The organism is Bradyrhizobium sp. USDA 241, assembly GCF_049739505.1.
Classification (GTDB): domain Bacteria; phylum Pseudomonadota; class Alphaproteobacteria; order Rhizobiales; family Xanthobacteraceae; genus Bradyrhizobium; species Bradyrhizobium liaoningense.
This window is the reverse complement of the sequence record NZ_JBMGPZ010000002.1, coordinates 1,088,826-1,105,457: the sequence shown is the minus strand read 5'-3', so window position 1 is coordinate 1,105,457 and position 16,632 is coordinate 1,088,826. Positions and strand designations below refer to the sequence as shown.

Here is a 16,632-nt window from a genome sequence, read left to right as displayed (position 1 = left end):
TACTCCTCACACTCTGATGTCGACGCCGCTGCTCGACCCGAGCATGCGGCCGTAGCCGCGTCCGACGGGCGCGGCGGCAACGGTTTCGTCCTCGCTGATGATCAGCCGGCGGGCATTGCCGCCATTCTCGTGATTCTGCCCGGAATTCTGGCCCGATGAATTCTGGTCGCGCAGGCTGAAGGACAGCCCGTTGCTGCCGGTCTTGAAGCCTGCATCGTCGAGCGCGCGCTGCAATTGCGGTGCGTCCTGCTTGAGCATCGACAGCGTCTCCGGCTTCTCCACCGTGAGATGCGAGGTGACCTGGCCGTTGCGGTCGACATTGATGCGGACGTCGATGCGGCCAAGCTCTGCCGGGTCGAGGCTGATGTCGAACCGGGACTTGCCGGCGCGAATGGCAGCCGCGATCTCGATCGGCACGCCGCTGATCGGCACGGCCGCATGGCTTGCGGCGGGTCGCGGTGAGCGTCGCGGTCGATGCTGTGGCGGCCGAGGTCGTGTTGGTCAGCGGCGCCTGCACGGCGGAAGCGGCCTGCGCGCCGGTATCCGTCGGCGCGATGGTGGCTTGCGCGCCCGCATGCGCGTGCGTGGCTGGCGCGCCTTGTGCCGGGTCGGCGGCGCGGTCGGCGAGGGCTGCCTTGGCCTCGGTCGCTCCGCCATCTGCTTGCGGCTTTGCGGCTTGCGGATGCGGCCGTCGCGGTCGCCGGAGCCTGCGCGGCGTTCGCCTTGCCGGTGTCCTGGCCGATATTCGAGACGTCGGTCTGGGCCTGCGCGGTTGCGGCGTCCTTGAACGAGGTCTTCGGCGTGCCCGGGCTGACGGCAGCGATCAGTCCGCCATTGGCCTTTGCATCGGTCGCGGTCGCCTCGCTCGCTCCGGTCGCGGTCTCGCCGAGCGTCGTCGTGGTCTCGGCATCGACCTCGGCGCCCGCGGCCTTGGCGCTCTTGTCGCCGGCGGTATCGGTCTTGGTACCGGCGATCTGCGCCGCAGTGGAGGCACTGGCGGCAAGACCTGCTGCGGCGATCGTCAGCGGCGAGGCGGCAGCATCGCCGGCCTGGCTCGCAGCCGCATTCGGATCGGCCGGCACGACGGGCGCGGCAACGACAATCGCGTTCGGATCGGGCAGGGTGGGCTGCGTCGCATCGGTCGACGCGGCGGCAGCCGCATCGACGGCGGCGGCAGGAGCGTCGGCGCCGTCGGTCTTGTCGCCCTTGGTCTCGTCGGATTCGTCCGCCGATTTGGTGTCCGATGTCTCGGACTTGTCCTTGATCTTGCCGGCGTCCTTGGCGGAATCGCTGGCCGCGTCGCTCTTGTCGTTCTTCGCCGGTGCAGACGTCTCGGTATCGTCGCTCGCCTTGCTCTGCGAAGGCTGCTCCGTGGAAGAGGTGTCGCGCGGACTCCGGTCGGATGCCGTGGAGGATGACGTCGAATCGCTCCGGCGCGGGGCTGTGTCCTGCGCCTGCGCCTTGTTGCTGATTGCCTGGGTATTGCTGTCGACCAGCGAGCCGAAAGCGTCGCTCGCGGGCGTGTCTTTCGAGGCTTGCGACCGGGCAGGCTTTTGCTGCGTGCTCTGGACTTGCACGGCTGCCACGACATCTGACGTACGACCAACCACAGGCGACCCCTTGGAAGCAACTTCGGACAAGGGGTAGCAAGGAGCGGGCCAACGTCCCTCCATGTATATTTATATAACAAAATCAATGCGTTGATTGTTTATGTCGCCGCCCGGCAGCGCGCCGCGTCCCCGCCATTTCTGCCGGCCCCGGCAAGAATTGCCCTAAGCTGGCTGCCCGCATGATTGCTTCACCGGAATGCCGCCTATATTAAAGAGGTCACCCTCAGCCGCTTTCGACTTGGGCAGCCGTGCCCCTCGGGAACTAAAGTTCCGGGGGATCGCCGATGCCCCGCGAGAAGGCACAGGAATCGCGGATCGCGCTACGCCGCCGTCACAACGCTTTAAGGCCCATGCTGAACAGTCTGGATCTCGAAGGCCGTCCCGAAGACACCAGGGTCGTCGTCGCCATGTCGGGCGGCGTCGATTCTTCGACGACGGCTGCGCTGCTGAAGGCGGAAGGCTACGACGTCGTCGGCATCACGCTGCAGCTCTACGACCATGGCGCGGCGACCCACCGCAAGGGCGCCTGCTGCGCGGGCCAGGACATCCACGACGCCCGCGATGTCGCGGCCAAGCTCGGCATTCCCCATTACGTGCTCGACTACGAGGACCGCTTTCGCGAGTCCGTCATCGACAACTTTGCCGACTCTTACGCGCTCGGCGAGACGCCGGTGCCTTGCGTCGAGTGCAACCGCTCCGTCAAGTTCCGCGATCTCCTGAAGACCGCGCGTGAGCTCGGCGCGCAGGCGCTCGCGACAGGCCACTATGTTGCCTCCCGCCGCCTGCCCGATGGCTCGCGCGCGCTGGTCTGCGCGGCAGATAGCGACCGCGACCAGAGCTATTTCCTGTTCGCGACCACGCGCGAGCAGCTCGACTTCCTGCGCTTTCCGCTCGGCGATATGACCAAGCCGCAGACCCGAGAGCTCGCGCGCCGCTTTGGGCTCGCGGTCGCCGACAAGCACGACAGCCAGGACATCTGCTTCGTGCCGACGGGCCGCTACACCGACATCATCACGCGCCTGCGTCCGAACGCGATGGACCCCGGCGACATCGTCGATCTCGACGGACGCGTGCTCGGCCGGCACAACGGCATCGCCAATTTCACCGTCGGCCAGCGCCGCGGCCTCGGCATCGCATCCGGTTCGCCGCTGTTCGTGGTGCGGCTGGATGCAGCGCACCGCCGCGTCGTCGTTGGTCCGCGCGATGCGCTGAAGATGCACCGCATCGTGCTGCGCGACGTCAACTGGATCGGCGATGGCGACATCGACAGCGCGATCGGCGGCGGCCTCGAGATGTTCGTGCGCGTGCGCTCGACCCGCAGCCCCCAGCCGGCGTGGCTGCGCGGCGGCAATGGCCAATACGAGGTCGAGCTCGTCGCCGGCGAGGAGGGCGTCTCGCCCGGCCAGGCCTGCGTGTTCTACGACGCAGCAAGCGGCCAGGCCCGCGTGCTGGGCGGCGGCTTCATCCAGAGCGCTGCGGCGAAGGTCGGCGCGGGCACCTCGCGCCCGCTGGCGGAAGCGGTCCGCGGCTGATCATCATGAGATCATCGGACTGCACTCTCGCGACACCGGAAGTGCGCTCCCTCTCCCGCCTGCGGGAGAGGGTTGGGGAGAGGGTGCTTCCGCAATGGGATACTCCCGGTGGGGAGAGAACCCCCACCCGCGCCTTCGGCGCGACCTCTCCCGCATCCGCCTTCGCCAAGGCTTCGGCGGACAAGCGCGGGAGAGGCTCCAGACCGCGCGCGGGGCAGGATCCGTTCTCACCAACAAACACACATTAGAGAATCTTCGCAAGGGCAGGGGGCATGGCAGCAGACATCTCGCGGGCCGGGGTCGAGAAGGCCTATGGCCGCTGGGCGCCGGTCTATGATCTCGTGTTCGGCAAGGTGTTCGACGCCGGAAGGCAGTCGACCATCGCGGAGGCCGACCGCATCGGCGGCCGCATTCTCGACGTCGGCGTCGGCACCGGGCTTTCGCTCTCCGACTACGCGCGCACGACGAAGATCTGCGGCGTCGACATTTCCGAGCCGATGTTGCGCAAGGCGCAGGCGCGCGTGCGCGCGCTTCGCTTGAGCAACGTCGAAGTGCTCTCGGTGATGGACGCGAAGAACCTCGCCTTCCCCGACAAATTCTTCGACGCGGTGGTCGCGCAGTATGTCATCACTGCCGTGCCCGATCCTGAAGGCACGCTCGACGAGTTCGTCCGCGTGCTCAAGCCCGGCGGCGAACTGATCCTCGTCAACCACATCGGCGCCGAGAGCGGCCCCCGAAAGCTGTTCGAACTCGCCTTCGCCCCCATCGCCCGCCGCCTCGGCTGGCGCCCGGAATTCCCGTGGGCCCGCCTCGTCAACTGGGCCGCCAGGCACGGCGGCATCACCCTCACCGAGCGCCGCCCCATGCCGCCGATGGGACATTTCTCGCTGATCCGCTACCGCAAATCGTGATCGCGTGACATGGGAACAGGTGACGCCGCGCGGGCGTTTCCTTTTCATGCGCACGACATCACACATCATTCTGGCCGGCCTCCTGATCGCCGCTTCAGGCAGCGCGATCGCGCAGGCCCCGCCCGCCCCGGCGACGCCGCCGCAACAGACCGCGCCGCCGTCCCCGCAACACGCGGTGAACTGCACGCCGCAGGACCGTCCGAATCGTGAGGCCGACGGCACCACCACCGGCCAGTCCCGGGAACCGCTCGGCGACAAGCTGGCCAAATCCGACGGCGTGCTCTGCCCGCCCTCCGGCATCGACCCCGAGATGCATGCGCCAGCCCCCGACACCGGCAGCAACACCCCGGTGATCCCGCCCCCCGGCAGCCCCGGCGGCGATCCGAATGTGAGGCCGAAATAGGCCTTTAGTCCCCCCAGAATCTCGTCGTGCCCGGGCTTGTCCCGGGCATCCACGTTTCTGGGCTGCGAATGAAGGCGTTGAAGGCGTGGATGGCCGGGACAAGCCCGGCCATGACGAACGCATTGAAAAAGAGGCCGTATTCGCCAGGCGGCTTGTTCGACGTGGCCTCGGCGAGGCCGGAAAAAGGCGGCCCACTTTGCTTGACTTCCCGTCGCCCGCTTCTTTATATGCCGCGCGTTCGCGAGATCGGCCTCAGTCGCCGCCGCGATCCCTGTGGCGGGGTAGCTCAGCTGGTTAGAGCACGGGAATCATAATCCTGGGGTCGGGGGTTCGAGTCCCTCCCCCGCTACCAATCGTTCGATTTTGGCCGCTAAACTACGATTTCCTGCGATCTCGTCCGCCGACGGCAGGAAGCCGAGCCGCTGCGTGAATTGCGTCGGCTGCAAGGGCCGCGCCTACGGTCGGGAAACCCCGTTCCCGGCACAGACGCGCATCGCGCTTCAGAACGGATCTACGGGAACCGCGAAGATATAGCCGACGCCGCGTTCGGTCTGAATGACGCGCGGCGCACTCGGATCGACCTCCAGCTTGCGCCGCAGCCGCAGCACCTGAACGTCGATGCTGCGGTCGAAAATGTCTTCATGAATGCGGGTCGCCTGAAGCAGATGCTCGCGGGTCAGGGGACGCTGTGGCGCCTCGAGAAACGCTAGCAACAAGGCATATTCTCCCTTGCTGAGCGGGACCTGCGCTTGACTGGGATCGATGAGCTTTCGGCCACGCCGCTCCAGCTTCCACCCATTGAAGCGATAGCCTCCGCGCTCGGGATCGCGGGCGCGCGCGGCTCGGCCTATCTCCTGCCGCCGCAACACCGCCCGCACGCGTGCCAGCAGCTCGCGAAGCGAGAACGGCTTGACGATGTAGTCGTCGGCGCCGAGCTCGAGTCCGACGATGCGATCGATTTCGTCTGGGCGGTGGCCCGTCGTGATGATGACAGGCACATCGGAATGAGAACGGATCTCCCGCAGCACATCCAGACCGTCGTCCTGACCAAGGCGAAGGTCGAGAATGATCAGGCTGGGCCGGCCGGCCTCGAAATGATGTTTGAGTTCGGACCTGTTGCACGCCGCCCTGGTCGGGACATTGTGCTCCTCCAGATATTTGATCACCATCTGTCGCAAGGCGGGATCGTCATCGACAACTACGACGTGGCCAATTCCATGCATACTTCACTCAAAAATCCGCTATCGCATCCTGATCCCTGAGGATACCAGGGTCGAATCCAAACGAGCGCAATTCTCCCGGCAAGCCGCCAGCGAGATCCTGGCCGTGACATTCACGACCATCCTCATGGAACAAGGAGGCACTTGCCATCGCGTAGCGGTCTCGCCCTTTCTCAATCCGCACGGTCAAAGCGGCGTGATGTCTCGGTCATCAATTGTCGCTTCCGACCAAAGTCGCCGCCGTATCTCTGCGGCGCGCAGAACGCGCTCTTCCGACTACGAGCGCAGAATTACCGTCCCATTTCAGGCCCGGCAGCCCGCGTTACAATCGTAATCCAAATGCGTCATTACGGCTCGCGTCGTGCGGCTCGGCATCAATCTCCCCGGCAATGAGCCCACGCTCGAGGGGAGAGACTTCTCCACATCATCGGCGAGCCGCGAGCTTCGTGTCGTGTCCGCGCAGGAGCGACTATGGCCGGTCCGAACGATCAGGCGGTTTCAGCGGTAGCGATATCGCGCACGCGAAGTCCTGATGTAGCGCGCACGTCCTATCCATGACGGGCGGTCGTTCGCAACCGGGACGATCGACGTGATCGAGATAGGGGAATGCCGATGTACAAACGATTTGGGCGACGGACGGCGCTCGCCGCTTCGTTGCTGTTCAACTGGGTGCCCGCCCTTGCGGCCGATGCAAGCACGACCAGTGCGGTTCACGGGATCGCAGCCGGCTCGCTTGGCCAGGATCAAGCCTCGGAGCATGCCGGCGCGTTCCGCCAGGCTCCCATAGGTCACCGGCAGCCGCGGTCAGGCGACATTCCGGAGGGGATGCGTCTGTCGCCGCTTGAACTGGAGCTGCGACGGATCGATGAGGAGGTCGATCGCAGACTGATCATCTGCCGCGGCTGTTGAACCCCAAGCCATCCAGGGTGGACACGGTGCTCGAGCGCCCCAATGGGCAATGCGTCAACTGCGTCAAGAGTTGACGCTGTCGAACTTGATGCCTCACGCTTGACTGCGTGGAGGTGACAGCGCCCGTTCGCGTGGCACTCGTGTCCATTCCGAGCCGAAGGATTCACCTTGGCGCAGAACAAGACCAGGCGCCCGCCGGAAGCGGGCGCCTTGAGGGAATGGTTCACCAAGGGCCATTCGATCGGGTTTCTCTCCTATGCGATAGCCCGGACAAGAGAGGGGATCGTTTCCCAACCCAGGGCTATGTCACCTTGCTGCTCGGCGGGAGCGGGCGGGCTTCATGGTGGCGGCGCGCGGCTGCGCGCGTCGTTGTCTTTCCAGACGGTGGATGATCCGGAGAACCTCCAAACGTGTGTCGATGCTGGCGAATTCGTCGGCCATCTGGGTGGCGCGCATGCGGTAGGAAGGACGATCAAGCACTGTTCGCGTGGCCTCTCGCAGTGCTTCAGATGTCGGTGCGTTGGTCGCCAGGTTGATCCCGACGCCCGACCACGCCACGCGTGCATTGACGTCAGCCTTGTCCTCGATCAGGCCCGCCGTAACCAGAGGGATTCCGAAGCTTAGTGCCTGGTTGATGGTGCCATAGCCTCCGTTGGTGACGAGTGCATCCACGCGGGGGAGCAGCCATTCGAACGGCAGATAGCTGGCAAGCCGCGCATTGGAGGGTATGGGTCCGGGGATCGTTTCAATCGGTCGGCCGCCGGCGGTGGCGACAACCAGCAGGTCGGGCTCGTTGGCGAGAGCCGCAAATGTTGGCGCGAGCAGGAGCCCGAAATTGTGGTTGGCCACGGTACCCTGTGTGACCAGGACGACCTTGCGTGAACCGTCCAGCTCGTGCGCCCAAGGCGGCAACGGGCCCTGATTTCGAATGATAGGCGGCGTTCCGACGAAATGCACCGTAGGTGGAAGCTCGCGCGGGAATTCGAAGCTCGGCACTGACAGCTGCAAGTAGGCATCGGCCAGGCCGACGACGGAATGGAAGAGCGGCACCGACACCGGTCCCACGCCGTAGGTCTTCAGCACCCCGTTCAGTTTGCGCAGGACGGGCTGGTCGACGTTGGCGTCGTGATCTCCCGCCAGGACGGCGTATTGCTCGCGCTGCTCCTTCGTCGTCGCAGGTGGCAGGCCAACGAAATCCGGTGCGCCGTCATCGCGCTTCCAGTGCAAGAACGATGTGCCGCAGAGCACGATCGGTGGCCTCATCTCGCGCGGTCCGAGCAGCATCGGCAGGACGCCGAACAGCAGGTCATCGCCGACGATGACGTCGGCTTGAAATTGCTTCAGCGCCTCGCGAAGGCCTTGGTCCTGGGCAGGGATGGCATCGACGAAGAGGCGTTCGCAGACGATGCGCAGCCACTGGGATCCCGGTGGGATATCCTTCAGTTCGGGAATCGGCGAGGGCAGATCCGGCCCGTCGAAATCGGCGTCGGCCGGAAGAGGAAGGAATTGCGCGCCGCTGGCTTCGATGCGATCGCGAAATGCGGTCCCGGTCAGGAAGGCGATCTCGTGGTCGTCGTCGAGAAGTATCCGCGTGATCGCGAGCATCGGACTGATGTGGCCCGCCGCAGGCGTCGAAGCGATGAGAATCTTCATGGTTGGCCTCTGATTGTCGAACCTCGACCGTGGCTGGTCGACTAGCAGAGGGAGGGTGCTAAGCTGCCTGTTACGGCCAAGCTTCGGCGCGCCTCCAATTGGTTACGGCGGCAACGCAGCAAGGCCAATTCGGGACGCAGCCCAGCTTGCGCACGTCCCAGTGCGCGGCGGCTACCAGCTCGACGGCGGGAAGCTGCGGCTCGCAGCGGTGCCGTTCGGAACCCTCCGACACGTACGGCACAATGCCAGCCGCCCCAGTCGATAGGCGACAATGTTGCCTAAGAGACAACCGATGTTGCAGCCGTAGCATGAATTTGCCGATCAGCAATGATGTGGACATCGCGGTGCCCGAGGTTTCCTAGTACCCACTTTTCTTGGAACGTGAGTCGTGATTCAAGGTCGGGATGATACCCGAAGCAAGAGAAGTCCACCTTTCGAGGAAAGATCGCAAGGTGCTTGAGGCGTGCTGTCGCTCACCGGTGACGTTGCAGCGCGATTTGAAGCGGCGCGGATAGTTCTGTTGGCGGCGGATGGGCGCAGCACCCGGTCGATCGCCAAGGAAGTTGGGGTCCAGCCGCGGATTGTCAGCCTTTGGCGGCATCGCTATGCCGACCATGGCCTTGAAGGGCTGCAAGACAAGCCGCGGCCTGGCAAGCAGCCGATCTATACGAAGACGACCGACAAGCGGATTCTGAAGCTGCTGGATAAGCCGCCACCGCAAGGGTTTGCGCGCTGGACCGGCCCCCTGCTGGCCGAGGCGCTGGGCGATGTCGATGTCCAATATGTCTGGCGGTTCCTGCGCAGCCACAAGATTGACCTGGTGGCTCGCAAGTCCTGGTGCGAGAGCAACGACCCGAACTTTACGGCCAAAGCCGCCGATGTTGTCGGCCTCTATGTCGCGCCGCCGGCGAAGGCCATTGTGCTGTGCGTGGACGAGAAGCCCTCGATCCAGGCTTTGGAGCGAGCGCAGGGTTATCTGAAGTTGCCCAATGGCCGCGCCTTGACCGGCCAAAGCCACGATTACAAGCGGCATGGCACCACAACATTGTTTGCGGCGCTCGAAGTCGCCACCGGAAAGATCATCGCGACCCATTCAAAACGCCGGCGCCGCGTCGAGTTTCTCGATTTCATGAACAGCGTCACCGCGGCTTTTCCGAACCGCAAGCTTCACGTCATCCTCGACAACCTCAACACCCATAAAAAGAACGAGGACTGGCTCAAGGCCCACCCCAACGTGCAATTTCATTTCACGCCGACAAGTGCGTCATGGCTCAATCAGGTCGAAGTATGGTTTTCCATCTTGCAGGGGCAGTCGCTCAGCGGCACCTCCTTCACGAGCCTCAAGCAGCTTCAGGAACACATCGATGCCTACGTCAACGCATACAACGACAGAGCCGAGCCCTTCGTCTGGACCAAGAAAAAGGTCCGTCAACGCCGTTTCAAAGGCCGCCGTATCACTCAGCTCTGATTCCGGGTACTAGCCTCAACGTCACCTGCCGGGTGGCGCCTGGCGAACAGAAAATGGGAGCCGCATCCTTGAACCGTCGCGACTGTCTGATCACCAGCTGCCTTGCACTGAGCGGGCTCGCAAAACCCGCTGCTGCCAGCGTTGCACAGTCGGATCTCATCCGGCTTTCACTGAACGAGAACCCGTTCGGCCCATCGCCCCGCGCGCTCGCGGCGGTCCGCGATCAACTTGGCGAACTGTGCCGCTATGGCGGGGATCTCGGAGTCGCGCTCACGGAGTTGCTGGCCTTGCGCGAACACGTGCCGGACGACCAGATCGTGATCGGCGATATCCTCAAGCCGCTCGGATTGCATCTCGCCCAAGGCGCGCCGCTCGGAGCCGAGTTCATCTATTCCGAGCCGGGTTATGCGGCCCTGGTGGATGCGACGCGGCCAAGCGGCGGGGTCGTGGTCGGCGTTCCTCTCAATTCGAGGCTTGAGAACGATCTTGACGCCATTGCTGCCAAAGTCAACGAACGGACGCGGGCGATCTACCTCGTCAATCCTCATAATCCGTCGGGCACTGTCAGCGATCCGGCAGATTTTCGCGCTCACGTTCGCGCGATGTCGAAGCAAACGGCCGTCATTGTCGACGAGGCCTATCTGGAGTTCGATCCTGATTTCGAGAAGCGAACGGTCATGGATCTCGTTCGGGCGGGGGAGAACGTGGTCGTGTTCCGGACCTTCGACAAGATGTTCGGATTGGCCGGTCTCGGGCTTGGCTATGCGGCGGCGCCTCCGGCGCTCGCAACGTCGCTTAAGCGGGCCGGGTTCGGCCGGGTCGACGCACTTGATCGGCTCGCACTCGTGGCGGCGGCAGCAAGTATACGGGATATCGATTATGTGGCGACGACGCGTACAAAGGTCGCCGCCGAGCGAGACAAATGGCACCACTTGCTCGCCAGTCTGAAGCTTCGCCACTCCGACTCGCGGGCAAACTTCATCTTCTTCGAGGCCGACCGTCCTCAGACCGAGATAGCTGCGGCCCTGCGGAGCAAAGGTATCGACATTGGCCGCGCCTTTCCGCCGCTTGAGCGCTGGGTCCGTATCACGATCGGTCTGCCGCACGAGAACGCGGCGACGCGTGCTGCCGTTGCCGAACTATTGCGGTGAGACCACCTCGATCGCGCCTTTGGCGGCTCCACTGTCCCGGCCGCGATCCGACTGCCTCCTCAGGGCAATCGCATCATTCGTGAGCTGAGCGCGCGTCTCGAAGGATGGACACAGAGAAAACGCTCCCATATGCGATTGCCCTGCCTCTGTCCGGGAGCGGCCTCGTATCCTTCCCTGCCTGACAGAGACGTGAGTTGATCGCGGTCGCGGCCGTAACTACGTGAAGCGTCGACAGTCTCACCAGTTCCTCAGTCCTCGCCTTTTGCGACAACGGAGTGTCATATTGAATGAACGTTGTGGAGTATCCGATCGGCGGCGGTGCGACCATTTCGGTGCAGGAGCAGCCTGGTGTTCTGAGGTGTTTTCGATCGTTCCCACTATCCGACATCATCGAAGCAATCTGGGACTGTGACATTCCCGATGGCGATTTCGCCAAGTCGCTTACGATCAAGTGCCCGCCCGGCACATCCTTGCAGCTGATCGGCCAGTACCGGAAGCCGGCCAGAATTGCACAGAGCGAGACGGTCCTTCCGTCAAAATGCGCTACCCATGTTCAGTCGCATGCTCTCACTCTGTTCCCCACGGGAGCGTTCGGAGCCGTCATCGTCTGCCTCAGGCCGGACGCAGCCAGCCGCATCGTCAAGGCTCCGTTCAGGGAGTTCGCGAACGCCAGTCTCTATCTCGGGGATCTGTTCGGCAATTGGGAAGTCGAGATGTGTGACGACCTGCTCGCCGGGGCGAGGACGAGCCACGAGCGGATCGCCGGTGTCCAAGCCTTCCTGCTTAGGCAACTGAGTCCCCAAATAGACAGTCTCGCCAACCGCGCGGCTGGGTATCTCAGAAAAAATCCGGGCATGCCCGTCAGCGCGCTGGCTGCGCTGCTCGGCACCAGCGAGCGCAACCTGTCACGCGGCTTCAAGCGAGCCTTCGGCCTCAGCCCGAAGCGGTTTGCGCGCCTTGCGCGGTTTCAGAGAATTCTCGCCGAGCGGCGCATCGACCGCTCCTGGGCGCAGGTCGCCCATGCCTGTGGTCTTTCCGATCAAGCCCATCTCATCGGCGAGTTCCATGATCTCGTGGGCGAGGCACCGACGCAATTCTTCACGCGCGAGCTGCACATCGGCGCCGACGGAATGGACGAAGCCAACCTCATCATCCAGCGAACGGCCAGAACGGTCGATCGCAATTAGTTGATGCGAACTTCCGAAACGGCCAAGAACGGTCTTGAACGTTCACCTAGCTGAAACGCATTGGCTATTTCGAGCGAAGGTGAAGCATGTTGGCACCCCTGAGAGACCCCGGGCCGGTTGAGAACGCGGCGGAGAATCCCTCCGTCCACTCCGGCTTACCTCGGATTCGCGATAGTGCGGGTGCGACCACCTGCGCGGCGCACAATATCCTCCTTGTCGAGGACGATCCGGAAACGCGCTCGTCGGTCGTCGATCTTTTCGAAGATCATCATTTTGCCGTTCACGCCATCTGCCGCCGGCATGAGATCAGTCGATACTTCGCCTGCAATCATCCAGATTTGCTCATTCTCGACTTGCAACTGGGCCAGGACAGCGATTTGAACCTTTTGAGGGAGCTTCGATCCCGCTTCGACGTCCCAATTATCGCGACCGGCGACCGCTGCGACGAGATCAGTTGCGTAATTGCCCTCGAGCTCGGGGCCGACGACTATATCGCCAAGCCCCTCGGCCTGAGGGAGTTGCTCGCGCGCGCTCGCGCCGTGCTTCGGCGGCAGAAGTGCGGTCGGACGGCTCGAACGAACGGCTCGCAGCGCGGCGGGTTCAGGTTCTGCGGCTGGACGCTCGAACGCCGCGCCCGACGGCTGGTTAGGCCGGACGGCACTCCCCTGATGCTGACGAAAGCCGAATACGTCCTGCTCGTCGCTTTCCTCGAAGCACCGCAGCAGACGCTCTCGCGCGAGCAATTGCTGCAGGCAACCCGAATCCACGAGGATGTGTTCGATCGGAGCATCGATGTGCGGGTCTGGCGTCTCAGACGCAAGCTCGAGATCGATCCGCGCGCGCCCGAGATCATCAAGACCCAACGCGCTATCGGCTATCTGTTCACTCCCCCGGTTGAGGCCTTCTAACCGGCGAAGCGCGGGCTTTGATTCGGTCGCAGCGTCCCGCAAGCACCACGGAAGCGCGCCGAGACGTGAGCGATTCACGTCGGTCACGTAAACCTGACGCAGCCGTCCGAAACTGCCAAGACGGATATCGCCGATCTTGTCACGCTGGCCCGGGTGCGATTGTCTCGATGAGAGAGGAACGATGAGCAATTCGGAGAAAGTGGCTGTGGTGACCGGGGCATCCCAGGGAATCGGCGCCGGAATAGTCGAGAAATTCCTCGACAACGGCTACCGCGTCGTCGCCTGCTCGCGAAACATCACCAGCAGCGGTCGGCCAGATCTTGTCGAGGTGGCCGGCGACGTCTCACGGCCCGAAACCGCCCGACTCGTGATCAAGGCAGCGAGAGAGCGCTTCGGCCGCCTCGATACCTTGATCAACAATGCCGGTGCCTTCCTGTCGAAGCCCTTCACCGAGTACACGGAAGGCGAGTTTGCGAACCTCGTCCAGGTCAATCTGGGAGGTTTCTTTCACATCTCGCAGCTGGCCATTGCCCAGATGCTTCGTCAGGCGAGCGGCCACATCATCAACATTACGTCCAGTCTCCTGGCCGAGCAGCCGGTGAAAGGATTGCCCGCGGCTTTGACGGCAATCACCAAGGGCGGCGTCAACGCGGCGACACGGTCGCTTGCGATCGAATACGCGGATAAGGGCATCCGTGTGAATGCGGTAGCTCCCGGCGCGGTTCGCACGCCGATGCATGCCCCCGAGAGCCATGGGTTTCTAGCCCGTCTTATTCGCGAGAGGGCGCCTGAGAGGCTGGCGAGCGTGGTGTAAAGCGCTGATGCGGCGTAGGATTCGGTTGCGAAGCCACCCCATCACCTTCAACCGCGAACGCCACGCCCGCCATGACCGATGATACGATTTCAGACCACTATCGAGAAGCAAGAATTCAACACAAATAAAACCTCTGCCTCGCGCTCGATCTCTTCATGCTTGATAGTCTCGTTTCGGAGGCTGAGCACCTACCGCGTCTAATAGGCCGCTCGCGCCGGTTTCTTTGGACGCGGCACGACCGCGACTCCACGTTTCGGCACAGAAATGATCGGGAGTCACTCAATCTTTCTTCAACTTAACCCGTCTTATTCGTAAGAGTGCGCCTGAGGGGTAAAGCGCTGATGCGGCGTAGGATTCGGTTGCGAAGCCAACCCCATCACCTCCAACCGCGAACGCCACGCCCGCCATGACCGACGATACGATTCCGCCCTTCTCGTTTCCAGCCGTTCACGCCAAGAAAGTCACAGCTGCCTTCGATGGTGGGCGCCTAACCTCGAACGGGGGCGTGATGCTTCTGGCGATGGCCGAGCGGCGTCTCGGTTTGGCCAACAATCTGGCCCGGGTGTTCCCGGATCGGCGCGATCCGACGCGGGTCGTGCACAGCCTGGTCGATATGTTCCGCGCTCGCATGTTCGCGATCTGCTGCGGCTACGAGGACGCCGACGACCTCGATCATCTGAGGTCCGATCCGGCATTCAAGCTGGCCTGCGGTCGCCTACCGGACACGGGCCGGGATTTGTGTTCCCAGCCGACGCTGTCGCGGCTGGAGAATGCTCCGCGCCTGCGCGACGTGATCCGGCTGACCTACACTTTGGTCGACGCATGGATGGATAGCTACCCGCGCGAGCCGGCATCCGTCACGCTCGACATCGATGATACCTGCGACGTCGTCCACGGCCATCAGCAGCTCTCGCTGTTCAACGCTCATTATGACGAACGCTGCTTCCTGCCGATCCACGTCTACGACACGGAGAAGAGCCGGCCCGTGGCCGTCGTGCTGCGGCCCGGCAAGACGCCGGGCGGCGTCGAGGTGCGTGCCCATCTGCGCCGCCTGGTACGGCATATCCGGACGCGATGGCACAACACGCAAATTACGTTCCGTGGCGACGGGCACTATGCCCGGCCGGAGGCAATGGCGTGGTGCGAGACCAACGGCATCGACTACATCTTCGGTCTGTCCGGCACCAAGCCTCTCGCCAGAAAAGTCGACGAGGTCGCCGACGACATCCGCACGCGACGCGCCATCGAGAACCTGCCGGTTCTGCGTGGCTATACCGAGACGCGCCACAAGGCAAAGTCCTGGGATCGCGAACGGCGCACTGTCGCCCGTATTGAGGCGACGATGCTCGGCCTCGACATCCGCTTCGTCGTCACCAGCCTCGATGTCGGCTCGGCCGAGTGGATCTACGACAGCCTGTATTGCGCGCGCGGCCAAGCCGAGAATCTGATCAAGCTGCATAAGACGCAGCTCGCCTCCGATCGCACCAGCTGCCGTTCGGCGCTCGCCAACCAGGTCCGTCTCGTGCTCCATACGGCCGCTTATTGGCTGATGCTGACCGTGCGCGACGCCATTCCCAAAGCCCGGGAATTGGCCGCTGCCGAGTTCGCGACGCTGCGTCTTCGGCTCTTGAAAATCGCCGCCCGTGTCGTCGAGACCACGAGCCGCATTCGCCTTGCGTTTGCCGCGGCATGTCCCGAAGCCGACCTGATCTGCGGCTTGCCCGGCGCGCTGCTGCCGCTCGGTCCTTGACCGGCGGGGCGTCCGCCCCCGTTCGCCCAACCCATCCCTCAAGCGCGTTGCAAAGTACCGGTCGTCAGGCGGCGAAAAGCCGAAGGCAATCCTGTGCGCCTCGTCAGACAAGATGTGCGGCCGCATCAATCGGGCCCAAAAGCCGCACTCTCACGAATAGGACGGGCTAGAGCATTTCATGTTTTGATAGAAGCGTATCCAGCGTTTTCGAAGTAGTTGCTGCATTCGTTGGGCTGGATGGTTGTGATGAGGTCGCCGATATGGCGGCAAATGTCGTCAACCGTGCGTTTCTGGGCGGAACGCATCCAGTGCTTGATCTTGGCGAAGGTCTGTTCGATCGGATTGAGGTCGGGGGAGTATGGCGGCAGATACCAGAGCCTGGCGCCGGCCGCTTTGATCAGGCTGCGCAGGGCAACAGACTTGTGGCTGCCGAGATTGTCCATGATGACGATGTCGCCCGGCTGAAGCTGCGGGACGAGAACCTGCTGAACATAGGCGCGGAAGCATTCGCCGTTGATTGGGCCGTCGAACAGGCAAGGGGCGGTGAGACGGTCACAGCGCAAGGCGCCAAGGAATGTCAGCGTCCGCCAATGACCATGTGGCGTGAAGCTCCGCACCCGCTCGCCTTTTGGCCCCCATCCGCGTAATGGAGCCATGTTGGTCTTGATCCAGGTCTCGTCGATAAAGACCAAGCGTCGAGGGTCGAGATTGGCCTGCCATGAGCGCCAGCGCTGGCGTCTACGTGCGATGTCGGAGCGAGCCCGCTCGAGCGCGAGCAGCGTTTTTTTGAACCGCAGCCCTTCGCGGCGCAGGAACGTCCAAACCGCATTGTGGGAGACCTTGACCCCGCGCGCGGCGAGTTCGTCCTTGAGGGCGTGCAGCGTCAAATGCGGCGTCTGACTGATCCTCTCCTTGATGAAGGCGCGATGCGGCTCAAGAACGGGCTTGCGATGGCCGCCCATCTTGCCAGGGGCCACTGAGCCGGTCGCTCGATAACGTTGCGACCACTTCACAATTGACGACACCGCAACGCCAAACCGCGATGCCACCGAACGGCAGCTAGAGCTGGCCCCGCAAATTCGGACAGTAGCTTGAGTGGATTTTCTGCCTGACAGC

General features: G+C 63.4%; 12 protein-coding genes, 1 tRNA gene and 2 pseudogenes. 11 read left to right on the top strand and 4 right to left on the bottom strand.

Annotated elements, in window-relative coordinates:
• Positions 1-6: 6 nt before the first annotated feature.
• Positions 7-1,610 (bottom strand): annotated as a pseudogene (locus ABIF91_RS06205) (flagellar hook-length control protein FliK).
• Between the two features lie 350 nt (positions 1,611-1,960).
• Between ABIF91_RS06205 and mnmA the strand changes: the two are divergent.
• The 4 genes from mnmA to ABIF91_RS06185 all read left to right on the top strand — a co-directional run bounded on the left by mnmA (position 1,961) and on the right by ABIF91_RS06185 (position 4,808).
• On the top strand, positions 1,961-3,142 hold the full coding sequence (mnmA, locus tag ABIF91_RS06200) for a tRNA 2-thiouridine(34) synthase MnmA (RefSeq protein WP_028180688.1): 1,182 nt from the start codon (positions 1,961-1,963) through the stop codon (positions 3,140-3,142).
• 272 nt (positions 3,143-3,414) lie between these two features.
• Complete coding sequence (locus ABIF91_RS06195) at positions 3,415-4,053, top strand: class I SAM-dependent methyltransferase (RefSeq protein ID WP_028180689.1); 639 nt, start codon at positions 3,415-3,417, stop codon at positions 4,051-4,053.
• A 46-nt stretch (positions 4,054-4,099) separates the two neighbouring features.
• The gene (locus ABIF91_RS06190) at positions 4,100-4,456 is read left to right on the top strand and encodes a hypothetical protein (RefSeq protein WP_028180690.1); all 357 of its coding nucleotides are present in this window, start codon (positions 4,100-4,102) and stop codon (positions 4,454-4,456) included.
• Positions 4,457-4,731: 275 nt separating this feature from the next.
• Positions 4,732-4,808: transfer RNA gene (locus tag ABIF91_RS06185), tRNA-Met, on the top strand.
• A 148-nt stretch (positions 4,809-4,956) separates the two neighbouring features.
• Here ABIF91_RS06185 and ABIF91_RS06180 read toward each other — a convergent pair.
• The gene (locus ABIF91_RS06180; protein ID WP_035677806.1) at positions 4,957-5,679 is read right to left on the bottom strand and encodes a response regulator; all 723 of its coding nucleotides are present in this window, start codon (positions 5,677-5,679) and stop codon (positions 4,957-4,959) included.
• Positions 5,680-6,282: 603 nt separating this feature from the next.
• On the opposite strand from ABIF91_RS06180, the gene ABIF91_RS06175 reads away from it, so the two are divergent.
• Entirely contained in the window at positions 6,283-6,585 is a 303-nt protein-coding gene (locus ABIF91_RS06175; protein WP_424578811.1) for a hypothetical protein, read from the top strand.
• A gap of 306 nt (positions 6,586-6,891) precedes the next feature.
• Here the strand turns inward: ABIF91_RS06175 and ABIF91_RS06170 are convergent, their stop codons facing one another.
• The gene (locus ABIF91_RS06170) at positions 6,892-8,238 is read right to left on the bottom strand and encodes a nucleotide disphospho-sugar-binding domain-containing protein (RefSeq protein WP_035681630.1); all 1,347 of its coding nucleotides are present in this window, start codon (positions 8,236-8,238) and stop codon (positions 6,892-6,894) included.
• Positions 8,239-8,642: 404 nt separating this feature from the next.
• On the opposite strand from ABIF91_RS06170, the pseudogene ABIF91_RS06165 reads away from it, so the two are divergent.
• The 6 genes and pseudogenes from ABIF91_RS06165 to ABIF91_RS06140 all read left to right on the top strand — a co-directional run bounded on the left by ABIF91_RS06165 (position 8,643) and on the right by ABIF91_RS06140 (position 15,516).
• A pseudogene (locus ABIF91_RS06165) lies at positions 8,643-9,706 on the top strand (IS630-like element ISRj1 family transposase).
• Positions 9,707-9,774: 68 nt separating this feature from the next.
• Positions 9,775-10,857 carry a pyridoxal phosphate-dependent aminotransferase gene (locus ABIF91_RS06160; protein ID WP_424578810.1) on the top strand — a complete coding sequence of 361 codons (1,083 nt, stop codon included), beginning with the start codon at positions 9,775-9,777 and terminating at the stop codon, positions 10,855-10,857.
• A gap of 287 nt (positions 10,858-11,144) precedes the next feature.
• Positions 11,145-12,044 carry a helix-turn-helix domain-containing protein gene (locus ABIF91_RS06155; RefSeq protein ID WP_028182225.1) on the top strand — a complete coding sequence of 300 codons (900 nt, stop codon included), beginning with the start codon at positions 11,145-11,147 and terminating at the stop codon, positions 12,042-12,044.
• Between the two features lie 86 nt (positions 12,045-12,130).
• Complete coding sequence (locus ABIF91_RS06150) at positions 12,131-12,952, top strand: winged helix-turn-helix domain-containing protein (RefSeq protein ID WP_080660120.1); 822 nt, start codon at positions 12,131-12,133, stop codon at positions 12,950-12,952.
• Between the two features lie 181 nt (positions 12,953-13,133).
• Positions 13,134-13,766: an SDR family NAD(P)-dependent oxidoreductase gene (locus ABIF91_RS06145; protein ID WP_424578809.1), complete on the top strand. Its 633-nt coding sequence runs from the start codon at positions 13,134-13,136 to the stop codon at positions 13,764-13,766.
• A 406-nt stretch (positions 13,767-14,172) separates the two neighbouring features.
• Positions 14,173-15,516 (top strand): IS1380-like element ISBdi2 family transposase, encoded by a 1,344-nt coding sequence (locus ABIF91_RS06140; RefSeq protein WP_208086440.1) that lies wholly within the window; start codon positions 14,173-14,175, stop codon positions 15,514-15,516.
• 176 nt (positions 15,517-15,692) lie between these two features.
• On the opposite strand, the gene ABIF91_RS06135 is transcribed toward ABIF91_RS06140, so the two are convergent.
• Positions 15,693-16,631, bottom strand: coding sequence for an IS630 family transposase (locus ABIF91_RS06135; protein ID WP_424579086.1), 939 nt, complete (start codon positions 16,629-16,631; stop codon positions 15,693-15,695).
• Position 16,632 lies beyond the last annotated feature (1 nt).

What these genes read in the sequence shown, in the direction of transcription:
- ABIF91_RS06195 (WP_028180689.1), top strand. Translation starts at nt 3,415, where the DNA reads ATGGCAGCAGACATCTCGCGGGCCGGGGTCGAGAAGGCCTATGGCCGC.
- mnmA (WP_028180688.1), top strand. Translation starts at nt 1,961, where the DNA reads ATGCTGAACAGTCTGGATCTCGAAGGCCGTCCCGAAGACACCAGGGTC.
- ABIF91_RS06140 (WP_208086440.1), top strand. Translation starts at nt 14,173, where the DNA reads ATGACCGACGATACGATTCCGCCCTTCTCGTTTCCAGCCGTTCACGCC.
- ABIF91_RS06170 (WP_035681630.1), bottom strand. Translation starts at nt 8,238, where the DNA reads ATGAAGATTCTCATCGCTTCGACGCCTGCGGCGGGCCACATCAGTCCG.
- ABIF91_RS06155 (WP_028182225.1), top strand. Translation starts at nt 11,145, where the DNA reads ATGAACGTTGTGGAGTATCCGATCGGCGGCGGTGCGACCATTTCGGTG.
- ABIF91_RS06175 (WP_424578811.1), top strand. Translation starts at nt 6,283, where the DNA reads ATGCCGATGTACAAACGATTTGGGCGACGGACGGCGCTCGCCGCTTCG.
- ABIF91_RS06150 (WP_080660120.1), top strand. Translation starts at nt 12,131, where the DNA reads ATGTTGGCACCCCTGAGAGACCCCGGGCCGGTTGAGAACGCGGCGGAG.
- ABIF91_RS06180 (WP_035677806.1), bottom strand. Translation starts at nt 5,679, where the DNA reads ATGCATGGAATTGGCCACGTCGTAGTTGTCGATGACGATCCCGCCTTG.
- ABIF91_RS06190 (WP_028180690.1), top strand. Translation starts at nt 4,100, where the DNA reads ATGCGCACGACATCACACATCATTCTGGCCGGCCTCCTGATCGCCGCT.
- ABIF91_RS06145 (WP_424578809.1), top strand. Translation starts at nt 13,134, where the DNA reads ATGAGCAATTCGGAGAAAGTGGCTGTGGTGACCGGGGCATCCCAGGGA.